This window comes from Spirosoma flavum (genome assembly GCF_042686045.1).
Classification (GTDB): domain Bacteria; phylum Bacteroidota; class Bacteroidia; order Cytophagales; family Spirosomataceae; genus Spirosoma; species Spirosoma flavum.
On the sequence record NZ_JBHUOM010000023.1, the window covers coordinates 965667 to 991090 of the forward strand.

23 protein-coding genes are annotated in these 25424 nt (G+C 46.7%); 9 read left to right on the forward strand and 14 right to left on the reverse strand.

The features are described from left to right. Positions 1–3: 3 nt before the first annotated feature. Both ACFS25_RS24790 and ACFS25_RS24795 read right to left on the reverse strand, forming a co-directional pair. On the reverse strand, positions 4–2145 hold the full coding sequence (locus ACFS25_RS24790; protein WP_381506411.1) for a Tex family protein: 2142 nt from the start codon (positions 2143–2145) through the stop codon (positions 4–6). Between the two features lie 112 nt (positions 2146–2257). Continuing rightward, complete coding sequence (locus ACFS25_RS24795) at positions 2258–2449, reverse strand: cold-shock protein (RefSeq protein ID WP_012925283.1); 192 nt, start codon at positions 2447–2449, stop codon at positions 2258–2260. A 356-nt stretch (positions 2450–2805) separates the two neighbouring features. Between ACFS25_RS24795 and ACFS25_RS24800 the strand changes: the two genes are divergently transcribed. Together ACFS25_RS24800 and ACFS25_RS24805 are read left to right on the forward strand one after the other, a co-directional pair. Beyond that, positions 2806–3711: a cupin-like domain-containing protein gene (locus tag ACFS25_RS24800; RefSeq protein WP_381506413.1), complete on the forward strand. Its 906-nt coding sequence runs from the start codon at positions 2806–2808 to the stop codon at positions 3709–3711. Positions 3712–3798: 87 nt separating this feature from the next. Further along, a complete protein-coding gene (locus ACFS25_RS24805; protein ID WP_381507087.1) occupies positions 3799–4590 on the forward strand; it encodes a M23 family metallopeptidase in 792 nt (263 codons plus the stop codon). 48 nt (positions 4591–4638) lie between these two features. Here the strand turns inward: ACFS25_RS24805 and ACFS25_RS24810 are convergent, their stop codons facing one another. The 3 genes from ACFS25_RS24810 to ACFS25_RS24820 form a co-directional block, all read right to left on the reverse strand. Further along, the gene (locus ACFS25_RS24810; RefSeq protein WP_381506414.1) at positions 4639–4848 is read right to left on the reverse strand and encodes a hypothetical protein; all 210 of its coding nucleotides are present in this window, start codon (positions 4846–4848) and stop codon (positions 4639–4641) included. Between the two features lie 71 nt (positions 4849–4919). Then, complete coding sequence (locus tag ACFS25_RS24815; RefSeq protein WP_381506416.1) at positions 4920–6434, reverse strand: CCA tRNA nucleotidyltransferase; 1515 nt, start codon at positions 6432–6434, stop codon at positions 4920–4922. 85 nt (positions 6435–6519) lie between these two features. After that, positions 6520–7071 (reverse strand): L-threonylcarbamoyladenylate synthase, encoded by a 552-nt coding sequence (locus tag ACFS25_RS24820; protein ID WP_381506418.1) that lies wholly within the window; start codon positions 7069–7071, stop codon positions 6520–6522. 181 nt (positions 7072–7252) lie between these two features. On the opposite strand from ACFS25_RS24820, the gene ACFS25_RS24825 reads away from it, so the two are divergent. After that, entirely contained in the window at positions 7253–8386 is a 1134-nt protein-coding gene (locus ACFS25_RS24825; RefSeq protein ID WP_381506420.1) for an AI-2E family transporter, read from the forward strand. A 26-nt stretch (positions 8387–8412) separates the two neighbouring features. Here the strand turns inward: ACFS25_RS24825 and ACFS25_RS24830 are convergent, their stop codons facing one another. Next, positions 8413–9420, reverse strand: a complete 1008-nt coding sequence (locus ACFS25_RS24830; protein WP_381506422.1) for a nitrilase-related carbon-nitrogen hydrolase — start codon at positions 9418–9420, stop codon at positions 8413–8415. A 260-nt stretch (positions 9421–9680) separates the two neighbouring features. Between ACFS25_RS24830 and bshB1 the strand changes: the two genes are divergently transcribed. The 3 genes from bshB1 to ACFS25_RS24845 all read left to right on the forward strand — a co-directional run bounded on the left by bshB1 (position 9681) and on the right by ACFS25_RS24845 (position 14080). Further along, positions 9681–10400: a bacillithiol biosynthesis deacetylase BshB1 gene (bshB1, locus tag ACFS25_RS24835; protein ID WP_381506423.1), complete on the forward strand. Its 720-nt coding sequence runs from the start codon at positions 9681–9683 to the stop codon at positions 10398–10400. A gap of 256 nt (positions 10401–10656) precedes the next feature. Continuing rightward, positions 10657–11223, forward strand: coding sequence for a hypothetical protein (locus ACFS25_RS24840; protein ID WP_381506425.1), 567 nt, complete (start codon positions 10657–10659; stop codon positions 11221–11223). A 97-nt stretch (positions 11224–11320) separates the two neighbouring features. After that, positions 11321–14080 (forward strand): VWA domain-containing protein, encoded by a 2760-nt coding sequence (locus ACFS25_RS24845; protein WP_381506427.1) that lies wholly within the window; start codon positions 11321–11323, stop codon positions 14078–14080. 186 nt (positions 14081–14266) lie between these two features. Here the strand turns inward: ACFS25_RS24845 and porG are convergent, their stop codons facing one another. The 6 genes from porG to ACFS25_RS24875 form a co-directional block, all read right to left on the reverse strand. Further along, positions 14267–14938 carry a type IX secretion system protein PorG gene (gene porG, locus ACFS25_RS24850; RefSeq protein ID WP_381506429.1) on the reverse strand — a complete coding sequence of 224 codons (672 nt, stop codon included), beginning with the start codon at positions 14936–14938 and terminating at the stop codon, positions 14267–14269. A 72-nt stretch (positions 14939–15010) separates the two neighbouring features. Beyond that, a complete protein-coding gene (locus ACFS25_RS24855) occupies positions 15011–16027 on the reverse strand; it encodes a DUF6089 family protein (RefSeq protein ID WP_381506431.1) in 1017 nt (338 codons plus the stop codon). A 170-nt stretch (positions 16028–16197) separates the two neighbouring features. After that, the gene (locus tag ACFS25_RS24860; protein ID WP_381506433.1) at positions 16198–17073 is read right to left on the reverse strand and encodes an NAD kinase; all 876 of its coding nucleotides are present in this window, start codon (positions 17071–17073) and stop codon (positions 16198–16200) included. An 86-nt stretch (positions 17074–17159) separates the two neighbouring features. Beyond that, positions 17160–17828, reverse strand: a complete 669-nt coding sequence (locus ACFS25_RS24865) for a CBS domain-containing protein (RefSeq protein ID WP_381506435.1) — start codon at positions 17826–17828, stop codon at positions 17160–17162. A gap of 120 nt (positions 17829–17948) precedes the next feature. Continuing rightward, a complete protein-coding gene (locus ACFS25_RS24870; protein WP_381506437.1) occupies positions 17949–18725 on the reverse strand; it encodes an alpha/beta fold hydrolase in 777 nt (258 codons plus the stop codon). Continuing rightward, positions 18722–19339 (reverse strand): anthranilate synthase component II, encoded by a 618-nt coding sequence (locus tag ACFS25_RS24875; RefSeq protein ID WP_381506439.1) that lies wholly within the window; start codon positions 19337–19339, stop codon positions 18722–18724. The genes ACFS25_RS24870 and ACFS25_RS24875 overlap by 4 nt, the downstream gene beginning before the upstream one ends. Before the next feature lie 219 nt (positions 19340–19558). On the opposite strand from ACFS25_RS24875, the gene ACFS25_RS24880 reads away from it, so the two are divergent. Then, positions 19559–20869, forward strand: a complete 1311-nt coding sequence (locus ACFS25_RS24880; protein ID WP_381506441.1) for a protoporphyrinogen/coproporphyrinogen oxidase — start codon at positions 19559–19561, stop codon at positions 20867–20869. Positions 20870–20936: 67 nt separating this feature from the next. On the opposite strand, the gene ACFS25_RS24885 is transcribed toward ACFS25_RS24880, so the two are convergent. Beyond that, complete coding sequence (locus ACFS25_RS24885; RefSeq protein ID WP_381506443.1) at positions 20937–22574, reverse strand: carboxylesterase/lipase family protein; 1638 nt, start codon at positions 22572–22574, stop codon at positions 20937–20939. 162 nt (positions 22575–22736) lie between these two features. Here ACFS25_RS24885 and ACFS25_RS24890 point away from each other — a divergent pair, with 162 nt between their 5' ends. Both ACFS25_RS24890 and ACFS25_RS24895 read left to right on the forward strand, forming a co-directional pair. Next, positions 22737–23489, forward strand: a complete 753-nt coding sequence (locus tag ACFS25_RS24890; protein ID WP_381506446.1) for an NUDIX hydrolase — start codon at positions 22737–22739, stop codon at positions 23487–23489. A gap of 49 nt (positions 23490–23538) precedes the next feature. Next, entirely contained in the window at positions 23539–24360 is an 822-nt protein-coding gene (locus ACFS25_RS24895; protein ID WP_381506449.1) for a hypothetical protein, read from the forward strand. Positions 24361–24461: 101 nt separating this feature from the next. Here the strand turns inward: ACFS25_RS24895 and ACFS25_RS24900 are convergent, their stop codons facing one another. Then, the gene (locus ACFS25_RS24900; RefSeq protein WP_381506451.1) at positions 24462–25403 is read right to left on the reverse strand and encodes a hydrogen peroxide-inducible genes activator; all 942 of its coding nucleotides are present in this window, start codon (positions 25401–25403) and stop codon (positions 24462–24464) included. Positions 25404–25424 lie beyond the last annotated feature (21 nt).

The following is a 25424-nucleotide window of genomic DNA, read 5'->3' on the forward strand; positions in this document are numbered from 1 at the left end:
ATATTAAATTTTCATAGATAATGCAATTCGTTTCCGTGCTTTATCCACTTCCATGACCTTAACGTTCACTTTCTGATAAACTTTTACAATTGTTTTCGGGTCTGAAACAAAGTGGTTAGCCAGTTGAGAGACGTGAACTAATCCATCCTGCTTAACGCCAATGTCAACAAACGCGCCGAAAGCCGTAATATTCGTAACGACACCGGACAACAGCATCCCTTCGTGCAAATCGTCAATTGATCTGACGCGGGCATCATATTCAAACACCGAAAGTTGCTCACGCGGATCTCGGCCGGGTTTAGCAAGTTCAGCCAAAATATCGCGAAGCGTTGGCAAACCAACCGCACTGGTTACGTATTTCTCGACGTTAATTTGCTGACGCAGTTCTGGACGATGAATGAGGTCATCAATACGGCTACCCACATCAACCGCCATACGTTCAACGACGGCATAGCGTTCGGGGTGAACGGCACTGTTGTCAAGCGGATTTTTTGCGCCTTCGATACGCAGGAAGCCTGCACACTGCTCAAACGCTTTAGGCCCAAGCCGGGGTACTTTTTTGAGCTGATCACGAGATGTAAAGGCACCATTTTCAGCTCGGTACGCCACGATGTTGCCCGCTAATTGTGGCCCTAAGCCCGATACGTAACGAAGCAGATAAGCACTAGCCGTATTGAGCGATACCCCTACCTGATTAACACAACTCTCAATAACTGTGTCAAGACTATTCCTTAAATCCGTCTGGTCCACATCGTGCTGATATTGCCCGACACCAATTGATTTAGGATCAATCTTAACCAATTCGGCCAGTGGATCCATTAGTCGGCGGCCAATGCTGATGGCCCCCCGAACGGTAACGTCACGGTCGGGAAATTCCTCACGGGCCACCTCCGAGGCCGAATAAATCGATGCGCCTTGTTCACTGACCATGAAAATAGGTTTATCAAGATTCAGAGTCTGTACAAACTCTTCGGTTTCTCGTCCGGCGGTACCATTACCGATAGCAATAGCATCAATTGCATACTGCGAAACAAGTTTTTGAACTGTTTGTATGGCTTGCTGCCGCTGGGCTTCAGAATGGGCCAAATACAATACAGTGTCGGTCAATAAGTTACCCTGAGCATCCAGACAGACGGTTTTACAACCCGTTCGATAACCGGGGTCTATTGCCAAAACACGCTTCTGTCCGAGGGGGGGACTGAGTAATAGTTGACGCAGATTGTCGGCGAAAATCTGGATGGCATCTATATCAGCTTTATTTTTTGATGTATTTGCAAACTCGGTTTCGAGTGAAGGCTTAAGCAAGCGTTTGTAGCCATCACGAATGGCCAACGAAAGTTGCTCTTTACACACTGGCTTACCTGACCGTTCTGCAACAAACTGCCGTTCGAGCCGTTCGGTGGCAGCCCCTTCATCAGGACCGATACTAACTAGTAGGAAGCCCTCCGTTTCTCCCCGACGCAGGGCAAGTAATCGGTGCGATGGTACACGCCGAAGGGGTTCGGCAAAATCAAAATAGTCTTTAAATTTCTCCCCGTCCGTTTCTTTCCCTTTTTTAACGGTAGCTCGAATAATAGCTTCACGCTCGAAAAGATTACGAATGCGCTGGCGGGCCTCAACATCTTCACTTATCCGCTCGGCCAGAATATCACGGGCACCCTGCAAAGCGTCGGCTATTGTCGGAACAGCGTCGGAAATATACCGTTGAGAAATCCGCTCCAAACTTGTTTCGCGCTGGGCAAAGATTATAGTAGCAAGCGGTTCCAGGCCACGCTCAACGGCAATAGTGGCGCGGGTTTTCCTTTTCTGCCGGTATGGTAAATAAAGATCTTCGAGATCGGTAATCGAGTCAGTAGCTTCGAGTTTCCGGCGTAGATCAGTTGTTAGTTTACCCTGTTCATCGATGGATTTGAGAATGCCTTCCCGGCGTTTATCGAGATCGAGTATTTTTTGATAGGTATCCTTGATTTGCCCAATCTGGACTTCGTCGAGGGGAGTACCATTTGCTGAGGCTGTAGCTTCTTTACGATAGCGGGCAATAAACGGAACGGTGGAGCCTCCGTTGAGTAATTCGATAGTAGCAGCTACCGACCGGGAATTTAGGCCAAGTCGGGTAGTAATACGTTGTTCAACAGATTGGGTCATGCAACTGGTATAGACAATAGGACCACAAAAATGGCCTTACGAACCGAGAGAGCAAAAAAAAACATGCCAATTGGCATGTTTTTTACAACGGTTGTCTTGGTATATCTTACGATTAAGCCATTTCGACGTTCACGGCGTTTAAGCCTTTCTTACCACGTTCGACATTGAATTTAACTTTGTCGTTCTCGCGGATTTGGTCGATGAGACCGGAAGCGTGTACAAAAATATCTTCGCCACCGTCATCGGGTTTAATAAAACCAAACCCTTTGGTTTCATTAAAGAATTTTACAGTTCCTGTTTGCATTGCTATTTTAAATTTAGGCGAAGGACGGCACAATAAATTTAATTTCCAAATGTATTTCTAAATTTTCTCCTACGAACCAAAAATATTTTTCTAGGGTCACGCCAATCGCTCATAGTTGCGTCAGGAGGAGCAACGTGGATGGAGATGTTTTAAGTTAAAAAATCTGACTGATCGTTGACTCATGGGTTCTTTATTCCATTTTTTCTTCGCATAAATGTTGACCTATTCACTAAAATCCAGTCATACGATAGTTGGTGCAGGCAAAAGTGCATTTTTGGTTACGCTATAATTTTATAAGATAGCCAATTCAGTGAGCGGGCATTAACAGGTATTTCTTTAGACTCTTATTATTTATCATGGTAATTTCCAGCAGCAAAAACGAGAAACCTGTCGCGAAACCGATCACTCAGATTGATAAACGAAGTAATATTTCTCAAAAAGAATTAATAGCCGAATACATCGAGCCTGCTATTCCGGTGGTTCTGACCGATGCTACGCGTGATTGGGATGCAATGGGCAAGTTTACCCCATCATTTTTTAAGAAGCAGTACGGTCATCTGACAAAAGAATTAAAAGGCGTTACTTACACACTGTCAGACTATATTGATTTGATGCTGGCCTCTACACCCAAGAATCCAGCTCCTTACCCCTTTAACGTTAATGTAGAGCAGTATTTACCTGAGTTACTGGACGACTTGAAACCTGAAATTCTCTACGCCAAATCTGACCGGGTAAACCATCCTCTGCTACCTAAATTCCTGCTCAATGGCACGCAGGTATATGAGTTGTTTTTTGGTGGAAATGGTGGTTCTTTCCCATTTTTGCACGTAGATGCCTTATATCTGCACACGCAGATCACACAGTTATACGGGTCAAAAGAATTTTTCCTTTTCCCACCCGAACAGGCCGCCTACATGTACCCCAAAGCCGATAATGATAAAATTTCGCAGGTTGATGTGTTCAACCCAGATTATGTGAAGTATCCTCTTTTCAAGGAAGTTGAGCCGATACGTGTTACCGTTGAGGAAGGCGAAACCATCCTATTCCCAACGAAATGGTGGCACACCACGCAAATCCATGAGCCGTGCATCTCGCTGGGCCGCGTACATTTGAATGCTTCCAATTGGGATGATTTCTCCGGTGATATTTTTAAATTATGGCCGAAACTTTATCCAAACCATCGGACAATGGCTGTTCCGGCACTGGTCTATACCAAGGTGTTGGGTCAGGTGATGACACTACAGGAAAAATTCACTGTGTAGTCTTTTATGCGTCTATCAAGCTACTTTGCGTATTTTTACCTCCTTAATCGAATACAAACAGTAGTGAAGATTGACGTAACTTCGTTCATGCGAGTAGTGGGTATCTTGGGTGCGTTATTGATAGGAGGGCTAAATGTGGCTTCGTCGCAGGTGGTTGTCAGTAACTCCGACGACCCTACTCTCTATACCTATTGCCAGCAATTTCAAACGTTATACACACAAATTCGAGAGCAGCAGGTAACGCCCGACTCGGCCCGGATGCAGTTTAGCGGCATTATGCATGCCTTGCAGACTCGGTTTCACAGTATGGAAAGTTATCGGCAGGACTCGCTCCAACGCGATAGTCTACGCCGAACTGGGTTGTATTTCAGCTTCCCGCTACGCGGCTATACGACCAGTGCCATTGGTGGTACACACGGCGAAGGTTATCGAGGCACTGGCTTCGACTTATTTGACTATACAGTACGAGGTAGCCACCCTGCTCAAGATATTTTTATCAGCGACCGTAACCAGGATGTCATTGACGACCGAACGGGCAAACCCGTTGATATACTGGCTATGAGCCGGGGGCTGGTGCTGGCTATCGAAACCGCCTGGAAACCCGGCTCCGAATACCGGGGGGGCAACTGGATTTGGGTGTATGACCCCACCCTCCACGGGCTCTTTTACTACGGCCATAACAGTGAAGTCGCTGTGTCGCCGGGACAGTGGGTACAAGCTGGACAGAAACTTGGTGAAATGGGCAGAACTGGCTTTAATGCGTATAAAACCCGCTCTCCAACGCATTTACACCTAATGTACCTGCAAATAAAACCCGATGGACTACCTCAACCCGGCAATATTTATGAGTGGCTGCTAACGGCAAAACTCTCTAAATGATGCAAACAGTATGATACGTCTACGCTAAATTAATACATCATTTAGCCTCTAGGATTCGCGCACAAGGTTGACGCCCGTGATAAGAAAAATCATGCCAACAATAAATGGCGCGGCTGATTCACCCTTTGACACGTGCAAACCTAATACAGGCTTACCTTCAGATAAGAAAGCGATTAGGGCAAAAAGAACGACAACCACACCCAAAATGGTAAGCGATGCGCCAAAGAAACGGCGAAAATTGGTATTATTATTCTCCATGAGGTAAAAGTAAATAGCTAATAACCAGTGAATAAGGGTGATTATGTAACCAGACAGGCATCATCCCTTATCTATTCTGCCTTGCTCATCGTTTTAGCGGTCAACCCGCGTTTGCGGCCTTCTTCAAGTAGAAATGGGTAAGCGGCTTCGAGCGAGTTGGATATGAGACCATCCAAAATTGCTTCGCGCATGATGGATTTAATCTCGCCTACCTCCTTCGACGGGGGCAGTCCGAACGTTTCCATAATCAACTCACCCGTAATAACTGGCTGAAAACTGCGAAGTTTGTCGCGTTCCTCAAGATCTTGCAATTTGCGTTCAACTCGGTCAAAATTACGCAGGTGTTTTTGAACACGCTCATAATTCTTCGACGTAATGTCGGCACGGCAGAGTGCCATTAATCCTTCTAAATCATCACCTGCATCTATTAATAGTCGGCGAAGGGCTGAGTCAGTAATTTGCTCTTTTGTGAGGGCAATGGGCCGTAGGTGCAACCGCACAAGCTTTTGTACAAAACGCATGTGTTCGTTGAGCGGCAGTTTCATTGTACGAAAAATGCCCGGCACCCAACGGGCGCCCAAGTCTTCGTGACCATGAAACGACCAGCCAACTTTTTGATCGAATCGTTTGGTGGCTGGCTTAGCGATGTCGTGTAACAAAGCCGACCAACGTAGCCAGAGTTCATTCTCGGCATCACCTGCATATCGATTCGGCTCGGTACGGTTAGCAATGTTGTCGAGAACTTGCAATGTGTGGTAAAAATTATCTTTGTGTCCCTTTCCTTCTATGGTTTCAACGCCCTTTAAGGCAATCAATTCGGGGAAAATTCGCTCTAGTAATCCGGCGTGATAGAGTAACTTGAAGCCGTATGAGGGTGTGGGCGACAATATAATTTTATTCAATTCGTCAGTTACACGCTCGCGCGAAACAATGCTGATTCGCTCATTCATTCGCACAATGGAATCGAACGTATCCGGCTCAATATCGAAACTCAATTGCGATGCAAAGCGGATGGCCCGCATCATACGCAACGGATCGTCGGAGAAAGTAATATCAGGATCGAGTGGAGTTCGAATAAGTTTCCGCTTTATATCTTTCAATCCATCAAAAGGGTCAAGCAGTTCGCCAAAGGCAGTTGCATTAAGGCTAATACCCATCGCATTGATGGTGAAATCTCGACGATTTTGATCATCCTCGAGAGTGCCATCTTCCACTATTGGCTTGCGCGACTCGCTTCGATATGACTCTTTTCGTGCGCCAACAAACTCAACTTCCCATTCTTCTTCGCCCTGTGCGCCACCCTCTAGGCCGACGCTCGGCTGGATGGCCCCCGGCTGGATGGCCCGCAGCATAGCCGTACCAAAGTTTGGAAACACGGACACGTTTGTTCGCAGGGCATTTCCAACGGCTTCGGCTAGCGCAATACCACTGCCAATGCACACTACATCAATGTCTTTCGACGGACGGCCTAAAACTAAATCGCGCACAAATCCGCCAATGACGTAGGTCCGCAAACCAAGAGCATCGGCCTGCTGAGCAATGACATCAAAAACCGGATTCTTATGTAAGGTGTCGCTAAAATTCATGTGTAATTAATAGTCGCAGTCCGCCAGTAGTCGTTCGTTGTAACTCTCTGACAACTAATCAACCCAGCGGACCGTGGCTGACGACTTATTTTCTAATAAAATTAACTTCTCCGTTTACAGCCAAGCGCATAAGGCGTGGCCGTTTGGGCATGGCAGGGAGTACGCCAAACCGTTCGACGATTAGCGTTCCAGCTGCTGGTGGCAGTGTTAATGACTCCAGCGGAATGGAAAGTAACCCACGTCCGAAACTACCAATCAGGCGCTGTATCTCTACATTTAGTGACCGTCGAACGGCTACTTCACCAACTGATGGTTCTCCTGCCTCTACAGATCGCCACAAAACGGCCGACAAATTCTTTCCCTGCTCATAAACAACCGTTAGTGGGTTTTCAGCAAAATCAACTAAGTCGTAAGCCACATCCGGGATCTTTGCTACATACAAAACCAACTGATCGGCGTTTTGAATAATCACCGTAGGCTGCACACCGGTGGGCATGAGCATCTGTAGAGTTAATAATTGCTCAACGGCCACATCGTTGATTGGGTCGGCAATAACAGACCAGCCTGTTTCGTCGGCAAGGGCAACGAGTTTCCCCTGCCTAAGTTGAAAAGCGATATCGCGAATAGTTGATGCCATGAATTAACTAAACCGCAAAAATACAGCAAGTTTGGAGAAAGACGGTCAGATAGCAGGAAGTATAGTCCTAAGCAGTTGGCTAACGAACAAAATAGAAGCCGGAATGTTGACAATCTGTGTGATAAAATCACGCAGTAAATTTCCTGTTTATCTCCACCTTTTTTCGATTCTCACTCACTCTATGCCCACGGAATCTGTACGACCTCATTATCACCAATTTTCGCACTCCCTTATTGCTTTAGCCATCCTGACAGCCGCTATCTATTTGGGGCAGGATATTCTGGTGCCGCTTGCTATGGCGGGTCTGATTGCTGTGTTACTACGACCCATCGAGAACAGGCTTGTGCGGCTGGGTATGCATAAACTTATTGCGATTAGCTTTGCCCTTTTATTGGCAATAATTGTAGTGGCAGGTATAGCCATAACACTATCGATGCAGTTGTCCGATTTCGCTGACGACCTGCCTAAAATCCGGCAGAATTTGACCGATTTTTTCGGCGATGCCAAACGATGGATTCGGCGCGAATACAACGTAAGCTATCGGCAACAGGAAAAATATATTCAGAAAGCACAGGCTCAAACACTCGATAGTTTACAGAGTTCTGATACGCTCGGTTTCATTACGGGACCACTTGGTACGCTAACGCTGGTTCCAATTTATGTCTTTCTACTACTCTACTACCGCACTATGCTGTTGCATTTCGTTATCGTACTCTTTGCCGAGAAACATACCGAGCGAGTACGGGAAGTGCTAAGCGAAATGAAGGCCGTTATTCAGAGTTATATGGTTGGTTTACTCATCGAAACGGCTTGTGTGGCTGCCCTTAATTCCATTGGGTTGCTATTGCTGGGGGTACAATACGCTATTCTTTTGGGTATTATGGCTGCTATTTTGAATCTGGTTCCGTACATAGGTGGACTTGTAGCCACGGTTTTAACCGTAATTGTCACGTTCAGCAATAATCCGGAACCGTCTATTATTATAGGTGTAGTTAGTGTTTTCCTGCTCGTACAGTTTATAGACAATAACGTGCTGGTACCCCTTATTGTAGCCTCCAAAGTGCGGGTTAATGCGCTGGTTTCAATTGTGGGCGTGCTGATCGGTGGAGCCTTGGCGGGTGTGTCAGGCATGTTTCTTTCCATTCCGGCCATCGCCATCCTGAAAGTGATTTTTGATCGCGTGGACGGTCTCCAGCCGTGGGGTGTTCTGCTGGGTGACCAGACGCCCGAGGAGACCGGCAGTAATTTATTCCGCCTGCCCCGACGCCGACGAAAAACCAAAGTGATCGTGGGTGAGTCTCAAGAAACTGCCTGAAAATTTCCAGCGCTTTCAAGCTAGCATCAACTGTATAATTTCTTGATAGCCTCTTGTTGGGTCCGCATAAAATGTGATCGCTCAGCAGTCTGGCTCAAGAGCGTGTTAGGAGGATAGTTACTGTGCTTGGCGTAACTTTCGGCATAGAGTTCTAACCGATGACGAGCCAGCAGGTTTCCGATGGCAGGTCGTTGGCGAAACTCACGTAAGGCGGCTAAGTCAATATCGGCGTTAGCAACAATGCTCTCACCATAGGCAGCTTCGGCTAGTACCATTCCTTTCGGATCAATGATTTTGGAACCGCCGTCGGTGGTACCAGACGGTAGCGAATTTCCCACTACACCTGCTGAGTTGGCCGATACCACATAGGCCATATTTTCGATAGCCCGTGCTCGTTTAGCTATGTTTTTCTGAGTCAGTAGCGGACTACTAATTTCTGAGGTCGAGTGTATCAGAACTTCGGCCCCACGCATCGCCAGACAACGAGCCATTTCAGGATATAAAATGTCCTCCGACGCAATGCAGGCCAGATTACCAATGTTTGTTTTAACCACCGGAAACAAGGAATCGTACCCATAAGCGTCTAAATATAATTCCCAAACGTCGTGGGGAGTGGGCGTAAACATCGCGTTCAACCGTCGGTAGCGCAATAGAACGTCACCACTAGGCCCAATAATAAAACTAGTCTGAAAATAGAGTTCGGGAAAAAAAGGGTCTTGTTCGTAAGCATTTCCCGAGAAATAAATCTGTTGTCGCTGCACCATGGCACTTAGTGCTTCGTAAATCCGACCGTCAATGTCAAGAGCCCCTTTTTCGCGCCACTGTTCTATTGTTTCGTCTGTTGGCGGGCCTGTCAGGAAGAACTCCGGCACGACAATAAGCAATGTATCACGGCCTATCAGACCAATTGATGCAGCAATTTGGCGTTCAATTCGCTCTATGGATTGAAGCATTACCACTTCGGCTTCATCACGAGTTTGACAGGAATTTATAGTCTGACAAGTTAACTGGAGGGCAATGGCTTTATAGGACATAGATTGAAGAACTACGGTATTATATCAGTTGGGTAGCCAAAATAAGGCGTTTCCATCAAAAAAACAGCTAACAACAGTCTTTGGTGAAAATCAGGAACAAATCGAAGGTCTGGTTGATTAAGTAGTTGTTAAGCGTTAGTCAATAATTGTTGACTACATGTTGCTTAGTCCCACCAATTACCGACTAAACTGGACGACACTCTGTTACCCAGCGATATTGGTGCCAAGTTAGAAGATCAACAAAAATCAAACACAAGTACATGACCGTTGACGTACTGGCCATTGCGGCCCATCCTGATGATATTGAAATGACCTGCGCTGGCACAGTTCTTTCGCTTTTTACACAGGGCAAAACCATAGCTGGCATTGACCTGACCCGCGGTGAGTTGGGCACTCGGGGAACACCCGAAATTCGATTACAGGAAGCGACAGAGGGGGCTCGATTGATGAACTTAGTTGCTAGGGAGAATATGGGTTTTCGAGACGCATTTTTCCGAAATGACGAAGAGCACCAGATGGCCTTAATTCCACTTATTCGTCAGTTTCGGCCCGAAATCATCCTAACTAATACCCCCGACGACCGCCACCCTGACCACGGGCGGGCGGCTGAACTCGTTGTAGACGCTTGTTTTTATGCCGGTTTACGGCAAATAAAAACGGTGGGAAAAGACGGCCAATCACAGGAAGCGCATCGGCCTAAATTTATCTATCACTTTATTCAGGACCGTTCGTTAAAACCTGATTTCATTGTTGATGTAACGCCTTACTGGAACGGGAAACTGGCCGCGATCAAAGCTTATAAAAGCCAGTTTTTTAACCCCGATAGCGACGAGCCACAAAGCTATATCTCGGGTGAGCCGTTTATGAAGTTTCTGGAATCACGTACCCGCGAACACGGGCATATGATCGGCGTAGAATTTGGCGAAGGATTCATCAGCAGAAGGATGCTGGGCGTACAGGATTTATTTGCTTTAGTCTGACATACCATTTCAACTCTAGTTTTTCGCAGTTTCAGGTTTTGCTAACCCCGCCATCTGTCGAACTCTGACCAATATTGTGCCATTCCGCTTCGCTGCTTACGTCTTGTAGGCAGCGAAGTATTGTTTCAAGCCAACGTGTTATTGCTCCAGAGCACCCTATTATTCATTTCTCATAGTATATCGACAGGCAAGATGTCAACTTTGTTCATTGAAAACTCTTATCGCAGTGATCTGTTTCACTTGTCTCAAAATCAGAATGAACACAAGAATTATCGGCCTGTTAATGGCATTTCTTATATCAATCACACCACTCATTGCAGCCAAAAGGGGCACCCCTCACGAGCCAGCTATTAGTACTGATTCGACAGTAGCTGTTCGCACAGTGCAGAATTTTCTACGCTGGTATAAAGCGAACATCGGTGCAACCAGCCGCATCATTCTGGTCAATCAGAATCCGGGCAAGCCTTACTCGGTCAACATTAAAAACACAGAACAATATTTGGCCACCCTTCGCAGTAGCCACCTACTGACCGATACGTTCCTGAACGAATGGCGCACATTTTTCAAGGAGCGACAGACGGGATTTCAGGCTACCCCGCAGCGGGAAGGTCCACCCACTGGCTTCGATTATGACCTGGTGATGCTCAGTCAAGAAGTTGATATGCAGCTAGATTCATTGAAAACGCTGAAAATTAAATCCGTAAAGTTGAAGCAGAATAAGGCCGCCGTAAAGTTTTTTCTTCTGGCCGATTATGAGTTTCGATTAGTACAACAGAATAACCGATGGCTCATTAACGAAATTCTGAACTTGAGTGCGGAGTAGACACCAATGTATTTTAGCCTATTCCCTCACAATCAACTATACCAATAACGCTCTATATTACAGCTAATTACGACATCATTCTGTCGTGACTTCGATCATGCAGACATTCTTTTGCTTCTTTCTACTATTCTCCGCTGTGTTTATAACGGGCGGTTCCCCCAGAGAAACACCTCAACAGGCGCTCAACCAGTACATAGCTTTCCTGAATCAATCAACCGATGAGGTAGCCAGTCGTTTTCAGCAAATCCAGACTTATTATACATCTACAAGCGCCTATCAATCACACATTGGTAACCAGCCTAACTTACCATCTTCCGGTTTGTTGGAGGAGTATTATTACCGAAAAGCAATAGATGGCAACGCCTTGACCGAAATCGAAAATCAACGATTAAAGACAAGCGCTCAAGCACTCTGGAAGCTGATAACCAAAATTGATCAAACGACTAAAGCATTAGAAACCTACAATCGACTGAAGGATTACGAACGCGATAAGTTTAAAAAATCCAATGAATTAATTTCTAATTTTCAGCTACTTACTGATCAATTCAGTCAGGATAAAGCCGAATTCTATAAACAGATTCAACGGATTTATCGTCGCTACCAGCCTTACCGGGAAACAGATGCCTACCTGTTCACGGAGAAAGAAATGGAACAGATACTGGTTAGTCAGCAACACTTGCTTAATACGCTAGGCTATTATTTGAATGAAAAAAATCGGTCAAATTGGCCCGTAGAACTTGTTCAACAAAGCATTGTCGCAGATGAGAAACTCCTTTCCGACTTTGGAAAGGCTAAGTCGGCTATCGACTATCCTGCATCCGACATGCTAAACTCGTTTAAGACGGGTTTACAAACAATTCAGGATGTAAAAAAGCAAGCTGTCGATGATTATACATTTGCTGCCCGGCAAACATCCAGTCATGGAAACGAGGTCTATCGTTCACTCGTTAACCACTACAACAACGATTTATTAAGCTGGCAGAAGAACTTTGTCCAATACAGTAAATCTATCAAACAGTTGCTGGATTATCCTAAATTCTCGCTCGTTTTTAGAATTGATCCTCCTGCGCTGACCGTCCAGAAAACCACCCAGACCGAACCGTTTCGGAATACGTTACCCATTGTCTTTACTACAAATCCCGCTGTTGCTCCAGCAAGTACGGCCACGTTTCATTCACTAAACGCTTATGTGGAGTTTATCAATGAGTCGTTGCGACAGATGAACCATTTGCAGACACTAGTGCGCGACTACCAGTCTTCGGCAGATCATTATCGAGAGTCATCCGGCAACCTTCATGGAAATGCACTAACCTATTCGCATGAGGCTTACAAAGTACCCGTTTCGGAATACCAGCTTCTACTTCTGAATAGCCAGCAGATTCCACAATCGTATCGCATCTCAATAAATAAACAGGCAGAGGTACTGCTGGGTATGTTGATCGAAATGGACAAGTTGAGTATTGAGTTGATTGACTACACAACCCGAAAGCAGTATGAACAGGACCATCTGCAACGTTCCGATGCCATTTTGGATAGATATGCTTACCTGTTCACTGCGTTCGATCAGAAAAAGGAGCAACTCTACCGGGATGTACGGCGTATTCATGAAAGCTATCCGGTCAAAAAGCCAATTACCTCCTGGAACATGTCGGGCAAAGCACTACTCACTGTATTGGACACAGATAAAGAAATTCTGTTCGGCGTAAAGGATTATCTGCGAGGAGAAGCCACTCAGTTGCCAGAAACAGATACGCTGCAAGCCGAAGCCAGAGAGTTGATTATCAACGAATACAAGAATTTAAAGGGTCTGCAACGATTTGGACGAAGCAACGGCTTGTGTCCTTACTCACCCTACGAGGATATCGCCGAGCATTCGCTCAGACTGGCCGAAATGACCCAAAAAACAAAAGAGCCAACTACAGCATCCATTGCCCACTCGTACGAAACGTTTTACTATTTCTTCAACAACGAATTAGTTTACGCGTACAACAAGTTCAGCGAGTTGGCCAACGTTGGTGTGCTAAAGGTGGTTAACCAGCCGAATGTCTTTGCTTTCCGCCGGTCAACGTCACCCATAACTCCGCCACTCACCCCCACAAAAGTTACTCAGCCCGACCAGAATCCCGTCGATGACAGTAAACCTATCAATAAACATACAACGGTTAACCCTGCACCGCTATCTTACTCATCAAATCCCAAAACGAATACAAAGACACTCATTCAGCACGACACCGTTTATGTAAATCGGGCGACGATAGATACACTGTATATCAACCGGTCAGCCCGGCAGGAAGCCACGCTTTCGTTGACAGGTTTTGCGCCCAACAATATGGTTTTGCTATTAGACGTGTCAGCATCTATGGATTCGCCTTATAAGATGCCTTTGCTAAAGAAATCTATAAAATCGCTCCTGAATGTGCTCCGGCCTGAAGATCAGATTTCTATTGTGGTTTATTCCGGTAAAGCGCGTGTTGCTCTAAAGCCTACCTCCGGCGACAAAGCGATCGAGATCACTACCCTGATTGATCAGTTACAATCTAACGGCGATACAGACGGGGATGGAGGCATCCGCTTAGCTTACAAACTTGCCAACAAATCCTATATTCGGGCGGGCAATAACCGTATTATTCTGGCAACGGATGGCGAGTTTCCGGTTGGCGAGGACGTTTTCAATTTGGTTGGTGAATCCAGTACCCAGGACATCTCTTTAACGGTGTTCACCTTTGGCCGGAATGAGGTTAATGGGAAAAATCTCAAAAAATTAGCTCAGTCAGGGAAAGGCACTTATTCTCATATAACTACCGGAAACGCCAATTTGCAATTGATTCTGGAAGCACAAGCTAAAAGAGCGCCTTAGATTTAACTTTCCATGTAACTCATTATGATAAGTTAAGTGTGGCTCTTATGTACGTTCGATAAACCCACTAAATATTCAACTCCTGAAAGAGTCTTTATTCACTTACGGACAGATATAGTCCGGTAGTTGCTGATGTTCTCAAGCAGTTTCTAAAGATTCGGTATTTCCCTTTTTATTTATATTCTTTTACGGGCAAAATATTTTGTAGAATGTATAACTCAACGTCAGGGCAGTGTATGTATAGCTATCTTTAAGAACGGGGTTACCCTGCGTCACTTTGGTAAGCGCATTACCAAAGGTTGCCTCACCTAAGCCATCCAAATAATCATTCCTTGTAAAGCGGGTGCCAAACTCGACACCAATACTCCACGGACGCTTAATTTCATATTTAATACCCACGCCTAGCGGATAAGTAACGACGCCACCTACCCGAACAACAGAGTTGTTAAATCTACATAACCCTATACCACCAAATATATAAGGTGTCCAGTTTTTTGCTTTAGGCAATGCTTTGTAATTCAAGAAATTATACTCAAAATCGACCTCTGCTTCAGCGATACTGGTGCGAAATGAATAGTCACGAGCTTGTTGAAACGGATCACTGCTGGCCTGATCGTCAGCACGGATACCCCCAATAGCCCCACTTGCCCGTATCGAAAATGAACGGGTGGCATTGTAACGAAAAAACAGGCTTCCTGCGGGCCTATAAAATTGAGGATTGAGTGCCGGAGACACATCGCCCTTGTAGAGCATTCCACCTAATCCGCCCCCAATTTCAATTTTCTGAGCCTGAACACTTAGGCTGATAAAAAGCCCGGCTACAATAAGCCGGGCCTTCTTAATTCTGTATTGATGCATAAATCGGGTAACAGTGATCAACAAGCCATAGACAATCATTGACAGTTACTACTATCATGACTGGAATCGCTTTTACTTAATAGGCGGGCATTTTATTTTACTCGGAATGATGTAGTGAATCGAAAAATTAGTTAACAAATAACCATCATTTAACAGACCCCTTCCCCCGCGGTTGGGCGTGTTTAATGCATCTGTAACAGCAGCCTTTTCGTCTGGAGTACCCGTTTGGAATAGATTGACCAGTACGGTATAGCGATCAGGCGGATTCTTTAGGTACCGGGCCGCAAATTGCTCTTTCTGCCGTCGATCCGACATGACTGATGCTACACCCTGTAAAGTAGCTGGATCGGGATATGTCCCACTACCTACATCGTCAAGATAGTCAGTAAATGTATAACGGAAACCAATCTCCGCACCAACATTAAAGCTTTCATTTATCATGTAGCGCACGCCAAAGCCAACTGGAATCGCCAGCGTCACGAGTGAATAGGGTTTGTCGCGCCCGGGCTGGCCTTGCCCTTCGGTATGCAGGGGCTGGAGTTTAACCCATTGCTGACCGGCATATACATCACTACCAGTACCATCGGCTACAGGTGTGCGGGCTTCAGGACTATGCGCCAGCAACGCCAAGCCACCAAAAATATACGGAGTAAATTTTGCCCGAACGTCTGAATTTCGCCCATCAGCAACAAAGTTATAAATTCCCGTTATGGCAAACTCTTTCAGGTCATTCCGAAAGTGTAAATTCCGGGCATACTGTACAAGCCCATTATTTATATCATTTTTGTTGAATTTGTAATCATCTCCCGTAATCCGTGCCCAGGTAAACGTAGCCCGAGCGGCAAAATGCGGTGTAAACTGACGTGTATATCCCAGTCCAACATTCCAGCGGGGCAACGTAAATAAGGCTCTGATAGGCTTACCATAACCAGCTAAATCACCGAAATAGGTAGATGTACCCCCACCAAACGTAATTGACGAATACGGAACGAAATGCGTGTTCGGTCGTTGTGCCGAACTCTCCGTAACTAACCCTGACAGCAAACAGATTGCCGCAACGCCTACTACCACCTGTTTATACTTATACATATTTATGAAATACGTGAATCAACCGTAACTAAGCCGGAGGCCAGCCAATGTCGAAACGGCAGGGCCATTGCTTTTATTGGCAATAGGCCATAAAAATTATGCCAGAAATGAGAAGTATGAGAATGCCAGAAAGACTATTCTAAGAAAAATACAACATTTTCGCCTGCTCGTCAATTGCGAATGTCCCAACCCCAGTTGAGTTTGCTGCGGAGCGTATTCAAAAAATTATCATCCTTGAGCTTAACTAAACGCGCCTTGAATGCCTCTTTCTGAACACTGATTCTGACGGACGTATCAACTGTAAACGAACGGGAATCCAGAGCAGCCAGAAAATTACCGCTCCGGCTTTCGACCTCAAACGCCAACTGGCAGGTGTCCATAACAACCATTGGCCGGACGTTGAGATTATGCGGACTGATAGGCGTAATTATAAAACTTTCTGTTTGAGGCAACAGGACCGGCCCTCCACAACTGAGTGAATAGCCTGTGGAGCCGGAAGGCGTTGAAATAATTAATCCGTCGGCCCAGTAGGAATTTAAAAATTCGCCGTCGAGGTAAGAATGCACCGTGATCATCGACGAGGTTTGGGTGCGCGTAATCGTGAAATCGTTTAAGCCGAAAGGCAGGTTACCAAAAATATCCTGACTCGACCGTACGCTCACTAAAGTTCGCTCATCAATCGTGTACTGGCCATTGAAAATTGCATCAATCATGAGCCGTACCGACGCTGGGGCTACTGTGGCCAGAAAACCTAATCGCCCAATGTTGATCCCGATAATCGGAATTTGTCGGGATCCAACGTGCGTAACAGCGTCGAGCAGCGTACCATCACCCCCTAAACTAAAAATAAAGTCAGCATCGGCCACACCTTCTTCAATGGTATAGGTAGCCTCACTGTAATGAACCACACCCGCATTATCTAAATACTCGCGATACCCTTGTGTGATAATTATGTCGGTCTGCCGTCTGGACAGTTCCTCAAACATCGACTGAATGTAGGGTCGTGCCGATTCGGGAAAGTTGCGCCCGTGAATGGCGATTTTCATACTAATAAAGGTTAGTGATTAGTGTTGGGCCGTTGGGCCGGTTAGTGGTTAGTAGATTCGTTTGACCAGCCACCAGTAGCTAATCACTATGTATTAAGATAACGAAGAAGCAAGTCGAGCCGCTCCTGATCGATACTTTCGACGGGGGCGTTAGCAAAGGCTGCTTCAATATGATAGCCAAAGCGTTCGAGTGTCGAGAGAACGGGCGTAATGTCGCGCCGATTGAGTTTGAGTGTCAACCGCGAACGGTCGGGCTGACCATAAGCAGCACTGGAAAAATAACTGCTGATAATTTTGACGTTATTGGATTCAATCAGGCGACTGATCTCTGCCATCGAATAATCGCGCTCGTTCATATTCAGTATCAGAATAGCACCTGCCTCCTGAACACCCAAATCCTGCGCAAATTTTTTGAGCAATTCGCCTACAGAAATAGTGCCGATAAACTCACGTCCCTCGTTGAGAACGGCTACAACCTCCATTTGGTGTTGAGTTGCCACGCCTAGTACTTCGAACAAATGCTGTTCTTCGTATACATAAGTTTGCTCAAACAGGCACATAACATCGCTTAAAGAGCGCTCTTCATCAGCAACGTCCATAAGTAGTTCTTCACTTACAATACCCCGGTAATCGCCCTGATCTGCCAGTACGAGTTGCCCGACGCGGTGCTCCGCCATCCACGCTAAAGCTTGCCCGACCAGGTCGGTTGGCTTCAGGGCTGGAAGCATGGGATCTATTAGTTCGGCAGCTAGCATAGATAATAGAGTGTCGTATAATAAACAAAAACTGTTAGCCGAAAACTACGGAAATTCTCGCATAGTTTTCAAATTTAGTGTAGAGAATAAAGACTTCTGTATCGACTACACTCAACAAACTTACGCCACCAACTCACTCACCGGATTTTTGGCAAGCCAATTATCTAACAATTCGTTAAATCGGTTGGGACATTCCATCATCGGCGCGTGGCAGCACTTATCAATAAAATACAAATCTGAATCAGCAATTAGCCGATTAAACTCATGGCCAACCTCGGCTGGCGTAATGGTATCATTCAGCCCCCAAACGAGCAACGTGGGCACCTGAATCTTATACAGATCTTTGGCTACGTTGTTCCGTTGCGCCGACTTGGCAATAGCTACAATGCTCATGCACTTGGGAATGCTGCTAGTGATTTCAAACACTTCGTCGATCAGTCCTTTCGACGCTACTTTCGGGTCATAGAACGTGTAGGCTACGCGCTCAGCAATGTAGTCGTAACTACCGCGCTTGGGAAACGACCCACCCATACCATTCTCGAACAGCCCCGAACTACCCGTCAGCACTAACCGCCGAACCTGTTCGGGATTTTTGAACGTATAGAGGATAGCCAAGTGACCACCCAGCGAGTTTCCCAGCAGGGTTACATCGGTCAAGGATTTTTGCGCAACAAATTTTTCAATATACGCCATTAAACCCTCCAGACTCGCCTGCCGAATGGGCATTTCATAAATGGGGAGCAACGGAATAATGACCCGATAACGATCAGAAAACGTATTGATAACACTGTCCCAGTTACTGAGGGCACCAAACAGGCCATGCAGCAGAAGCAATACTTCGCCCTGGCCCTCATCTACATAGCGGAAACCCGCTTCTTCCCGAATTTGGTAATTCATACGTATTGAGCGGTTAAGGATTTGGTGGGTTCGGTTTTTTTATAGGTAAACAACACATAGTTAATCCAGTTCTCGATGAGTCTCAACCCATGCTGCGTCAGGGCTGCTTCGGGGTGAAACTGAACGCCCCACAGAGGTAATGTTCGGTGGCGCATCGCCATTAATTCATCTCTACCTGTAACAGCTGTAGCCATCAATTGAGAGGGCAGGTCTGTCAGGACGAGAGAATGATAACGGGTCACGGCAAACTCGGCTGGTAATCCCTGCCACAACACATCGTTCGTCAGTGTCCGAATTGTAGATACCTTACCGTGCATTGGTCGATCAGCTAACGTGAGTTTCGCACCGAAAAACTCGCCCAGTGCCTGATGTCCCAGACAGACGCCCAGTATTGGCACACGCCGATAATAATGCGCGATGATATCCATCAAACGGCCCGCCTGCTTCGGCACGCCCGGACCCGGTGACAGTACCACCGCATCGACCGGAGCATCGATTAAACGACTCCACGACTCATTGTTCCTGACAACGCGACACGTTGCACCAGCCTGCTGTAGGTAATCCACCAGCATGTAGGTAAATGAATCGAAATTATCAACCACTAACAGGTTCATGCCGCTATAACGCAATTCGTTTGGGCAAAATTAATATTTCTAAAAAAAAGCAACAACTTTTATTTTATGGCAACTGATTATCAATATGTTAAAAACATAATAACTTTAAAATATTCTATTTTTATTAAAAAAGTACTACCAAATTTCACCCTGATTTATGGATTGGAGAACATAGCATCATACTTTTAGTCTTTATTCACGAACCTACGCATTCTTGGTATGTCTATAGATTCGCCCAGTCCTGGTGGTGGACCGGCAGATGCGCCTGTCATCATTGTTGGTGCTGGCATGGCTGGCCTGACTTGCGCCGTTTACCTTAAACAAGCTGGTATCAACGCGCTTTTGCTTGAAGCCGCCGACGGCATTGGCGGACGGGTTCGTACTGACCTGGTAGATGGCTTCCGGCTTGATCGGGGATTTCAGATTTTATTGACGGCTTATCCTGAAGCCCAGCGGTTGCTAAACTATAGCGAGCTCGACCTGCGTTTCTTTCGTTCAGGGGCGCTTATTCATCAGCGAGTCTCTGAACCGCAGTGGATTAGTCTACTAAATCCATTTCAGGAGCCGCTCTCAATATTCCAAACACTAGTGTCGCCGATTGGAACACTGAGCGATAAGTTGCGTATTGTTGACCTCCTTCGCCGAACCCAAAGCTTACCCATCAGTGAGTTATTCCGACAAACGCCAACCACTACGCTGGCCTTTCTGTACGAGATGGGGTTCTCAGAGCAAATAATAGAGCGATTTTTTCGGCCATTTTTCGGGGGTATATTTCTGGAGGATGCCCTCACGACATCAAGCAATTTCTTTGAGTTTTGCTTTCGGATGTTTTTCGTGGGCGGGGCTGCTGTACCAGCAACTGGCATTGAAGCCATACCAAATCAGTTAGCAAGTCGGTTGTCGCCTGGACAGATTCGGTTGCAAACACCAGTCAAACAGGTTGATGGTAATACGGTTTACCTCAATTCTGGCGAAACCTTAACTGGCCGCGCGGTTGTGCTGGCCGTCGATGCTGCTCAAGCTGCCCGTTTGACCAATCGTCCATTACCGCCTGAACAGGCTTTCAACCATACTACTTGTACCTATTTCGCGGTAAAGCCGGGCGAGTTCACCAACAGTCCTGACAAGAAGAAACTCCTTCTGCTCAACACTCACCGCAGTTCAGCCGTACATAATGTTGCCATTTTGAGCGACGTTGCTCCTGCTTATGCACCGGCTGGACAAACCTTGGTTTCGGTCAGTACACAGGGGTTGACCTTGTTGAATGAAGCCGAATTAACGAAGCGAATCCGGGTCGAACTCAGCAGTTGGTTTGGCGAGGAGGTGTACCAATGGCGGTATCTGCGAACGTATCACATACCCCACGCATTACCCGCTTACAATCCTGAGCAAGCCGGAAACGACCCTATCCGACAACCGCTTCAATTGACGGATAATTTGTATCAGTGTGGCGACCAAACGAGCTATCCATCCCTTAACGCGGCCATGCAAACAGGGCGGGAAGTGGCCGAAATGATCATTGGCGGTTAAAAACGAAGTGAGGGCAGTTTCTTAAAACTGCCCTCACAACTAAAGTCAATTACCCAACTCAACCCGATTACTGCTTAGTGTAGAATGGGTCCAGGAACAGATAGCGACCCCGATTTTTTTCTGTTTCAAGGTGCGTGTTCACGTCGATTTGCATAAACTGAACGCTACTGCCAGCATTAGCCGCGGGCCATTTTGGTAAACCCGGACCATTTGGGTTTGCCGTTTTTATAAAATTGGCAAAGTAATTCTGCATCACCTCCGAAACTTTATAATCATCTGGTGTCCAGGCATACGTCTTATTCGTCGCCAGATTACCCATCGCATATTCAATTTCAGCCGAGTGAACAGCACCCGTAGCAGGCGCTACTTTAACCGCCGTTGCATCCGTTGATTTCACTACGCCACCCGCCAGACCGGGTGTTGCATTACCCATTTCGGGGGTCATGCCCGGACGTGGGCGAGAATAGTAATACCGATACACCGGTTTCCCACCCGTTTTGCTTTGCATATCAGCCCACTTCCAGGTACTGTAGGCCAGAAAACGGTCGCTGGCTAAAGCCGTTGCTGATTGCAAAACTTCCTCTTCTGTCGAACCAGGGTACAACTTCAAGACCTCATCGGCTCGGTCGTTGTATAATTTTTTTACGGCACTAGTGTAATTTTCGGGCGTTGGGGTTTCCTTTCCCAAAACAGCACGCGAGTTCATCTCTTCCGAATTCCAGCCGACTAGTAACGGCACATGGGCCTGTTCGCCAGCTGCAAAAATTTCCATAGGAGTCTTTGGAAAGAAGTAGCCGTCAATAGTTGCGGTGAACCAGGGGACACCGGGTTTAGAAGCAGCTTCGAGTAATTGTTCAGCCGACATCGCTCGTAATTCAGTCAGCGAATTTGCCCCAGCTCCTGTAGCAAACTTACTACCAGCTTCTTCACCTTTCGCAAGCGGAGCCGGTGGCAACCCACCAAGCAACGAGCCACTCTCACCGATAGCCCCGGCAATTAATCCTTTCGATAATGGGGATACCATGAGGGCACTTACCGCAATAGACCCAGCCGACTCGCCAGCAATGGTTACCCGTTTGGGGTCTCCACCAAAGGCCGCGATGTTCTGCTGCACCCAACGGAGAGCCGCCACCTGGTCGAAGTAGGCATAATTGCCTGACGAGTGATGCGATGATTCCTTGGTTAACTCAGGGTGGGCGAAAAAGCCAAACACACCAAGCCGGTAGTTCACGGTTAAAGCCACAATGCCTTTGCGAGCCATACTTTCTCCATCGTAACGACCTTCTGAGCCATCACCCGCGACAAAGCCACCCCCGTAGAAATAGACCAGCACTGGCAGTTTTTCATTGGCCGACTTAGCAGGTGTCCATACGTTTAAGTAGAGACAATCTTCACTCATACCATCGGAGCGAAAGCCCATATCGCCAAAAATAGGCCGTTGCATAGCGCGGGGACCGAACTTTTCGGTCTTACGTACGCCTTCCCAATTCTTAACAGGCTGGGGTTCCTTCCATCGTAATTCACCTACAGGCGGCTGACCAAACGGAATGCCTTTGAACGCGCGTATTCCGCTTGGCTCGTTGACTCCCTCAACAATACCGTTGGCGGTTTTAGCTTGTGGAGCTGTAGTTGTCTTATTCGACTGAGCAACGGCTAAGTTGGCTGCTTGAACAGTCAATAAAGACAGGATAAATAGGGTTTTCATGCAGTTTTTGTTAGGGTAAAAAATGAGCAGCTGAGAAATAATTGGCCAAAGTCGACGGTTAGTTAGTACGAGAATCGATTATTGTCTCATTTTGTGACAATAATAAAAAACTAAAGTGAGACCACCCAATTTTTTGTTACTTGCGCTTTAAATTTTGCTAGTATGTCGCATCAATTAACTCCAGAAGAGCAAAGTCCTAACGGGGTCAATTTTTTACCGGGTCTGGCGCTGGATTTCGTTGTGTTTGGCTTTCATCAGAATCAGTTAAAAATTCTCCTGTTGGAATACCGAAATACTGGCTTGTTTGCCTTGCCAGGTGGTTTTATTCGGCAGGACGAAAATCTGAACGATGCCGCTCGGCGAGTATTGGCCGAACGGACGGGCCTAATCGATATTTATCTGGAGCAATTTTATATTTTTGGTGATCTTGCCCGACACGATGCAGTCCCCCTACGGGCCATTATGGAAGCCAAAGGTGTGATTCCCACGGATGACCATTGGCTCTTGCGCCGGTTTGTTTCGGTAGGTTATTATGCCCTGGTTGATTTCACGAAGGCTGTGCCCATTCCTGATTTATTGTCAGATACCTGTGATTGGTACGAGTTATCCAGCTTGCCTCAGCTTATGCTGGACCATCAGGCTATCGTTCAAAAAGCACTGGAAACACTACAGGCTGACCTCGACCGGAAATTAATCGGTTTTAACCGCTGGGCAGCTCCGCTCCTGTCCGAAACATTTACAATGGCCGATCTGCAAAGCCTTTACGAAACGATTTTGGGCCAAAAACTACGCCGGTCAAGTTTCCAGCGTAAAATACTTAGCCTGAACATTTTAGAACGGCTTGATAAAAAATACAGTGGTGGTGCTCACAGGGCCCCCTACTTATACCGGTTCACGTCAGAAACTAATCTGTAACCGTCTGTCTATCAATCGTAAACGATTATGTTATCTCATTAATTTTTTCATGCGTGGATATGTGCTAGTTCGATACTGTTTACTATTGCTGATTGCTCTACCGATTGGTTTTCTATGGCTGTATCCACAAGTGCTATGGTGTATGCGCGTCAGCACATCGGCAGATTTCAAACTACTTGCGGGCACGGGTAAAGTGTATGTAAGCCGTACGGCTACGGCAAAACAACAGACACAACTCCGCCATCATACGCAAACGGCCCTCGACCGTATCCGGCGATTCTGGGGTGATCGACGCGGACAGGCCACCCTCATTTACTGTCCTGCGCAAGCCGACTACGAACGGTATTGCGCGGGGGGCGAGGGTGCCGGATGCAGTGTAGGAACACCCTGGGGCACGTCATATCTGGTGCTGGGTCCGGACGGTAACAATACAGATGTAATTGCTCATGAGCTATGCCACGACGAACTATTTACACGGTTGGGCTGGTGGCGCGTTAAACGCCAGATTCCGCAGTGGTTCAATGAAGGGCTGGCCTTGATGGTGGATTATCGATTCAGTAACCCGTCTGTATGGGAACAACCCGACAGTTTAGAGCAGACAAGCCCATCCTCCAGTGAGAATGCCAGTCTGTCTTTTCCTCAACGGCCGATGTTAAAGCTGGCCGATCTTGAAACTACCCGAGAGTTTTTTGGGGGTAACTATACCCATACACTGCTGGCTTACCAAACAGCAGCTGACGAAGTGGCGCGCTGGTTGGCCGTGGTTGGGCGGGCGGGGGTTCCGGCACTGACAGATGCGATTAGTAACGGCAACGAATTTGGCGAAATGTACCGGCAACTTGAACGGACAAAACGCCGTGTTAAACCGTGACGCTTGTCATAACAATTTCTACCCTTGAGGAAGCCACCAGTACCGGTTACTTTCGCAGGAAATAGCCAGCGTGAGTACAGAGAGTCATTTCAGGTTTCTTTCTACCGCACATTCATCACCTTTCCTGACTTCGCTGTCCCGGTTAATTCGGCGGGTAAATTCGCCAGGATTTCCTGTTTGAAGGCGTTAATGAGTTGGCGTTTTAAAAAGCTTCGATGCATTACTAAACTTACCTCGCGGACGGGAGATGGCGCATCGAACGGGCGGAGTCTCGACCGGCGAGTAGCATCCATATCGAGCGTGGCGAGGTAGGGAAGCAAGGTAAAGCCTTCCTGTTTATCAATTAATTTGATAAGCGTTTCGAGGGAACCCGTTTCATAACGTAATGTCGTTTTACCGTTGGCATGGCGGTCGGCACCACACAAGTTCATGACCTGCGTCCGGAAACAATGGCCTTCGGTCAGAAGCCACAACCCATCAGACAGCAGATCGGTTGTGGAAACCGTTGTTTTGCTCAACAATGGGTTCGAATCGGCTGCATACGCGACAAAGGGCTCCTGAAACAGCGGCATTTCAGTAATGCCACTTTCTGCCAGTGGGGTAACGACCAGCCCTACATCAATCAATCCATTACGCAGCTTTTCAACAATTTGTTCTGTCACCAACTCCTGGATATGCACTGACACAGATGGATACTTCCCAACGAATTCACCAATGAAACGGGGTAACAGATAGGGCGCTAGTGTCGGGATAATACCAATTCTGAAATCGCCCCGAAAGTCCTCTTTCGACTCATTCACGATCTCAGGAATACGTCGGGCGGCCCGCAGTACATCTCTCGCCTGAGTCAAAATTGTCTGGCCGGTTTCGGTTGGCACAACAGGCTGTTTCGATCGGTCAAACACCAGTATTCCCAATTCGTCTTCCAATTTCTGAATTTGCATACTGAGCGTTGGCTGCGTTACGTGGCAAGCTTCGGCAGCCGTTGCAAAGTGCCGGTAAGTATCAACGGCAACAATATAGTCGAGTTGGGAAAGCGTCATAAAATGATTGCGATAAGCCGC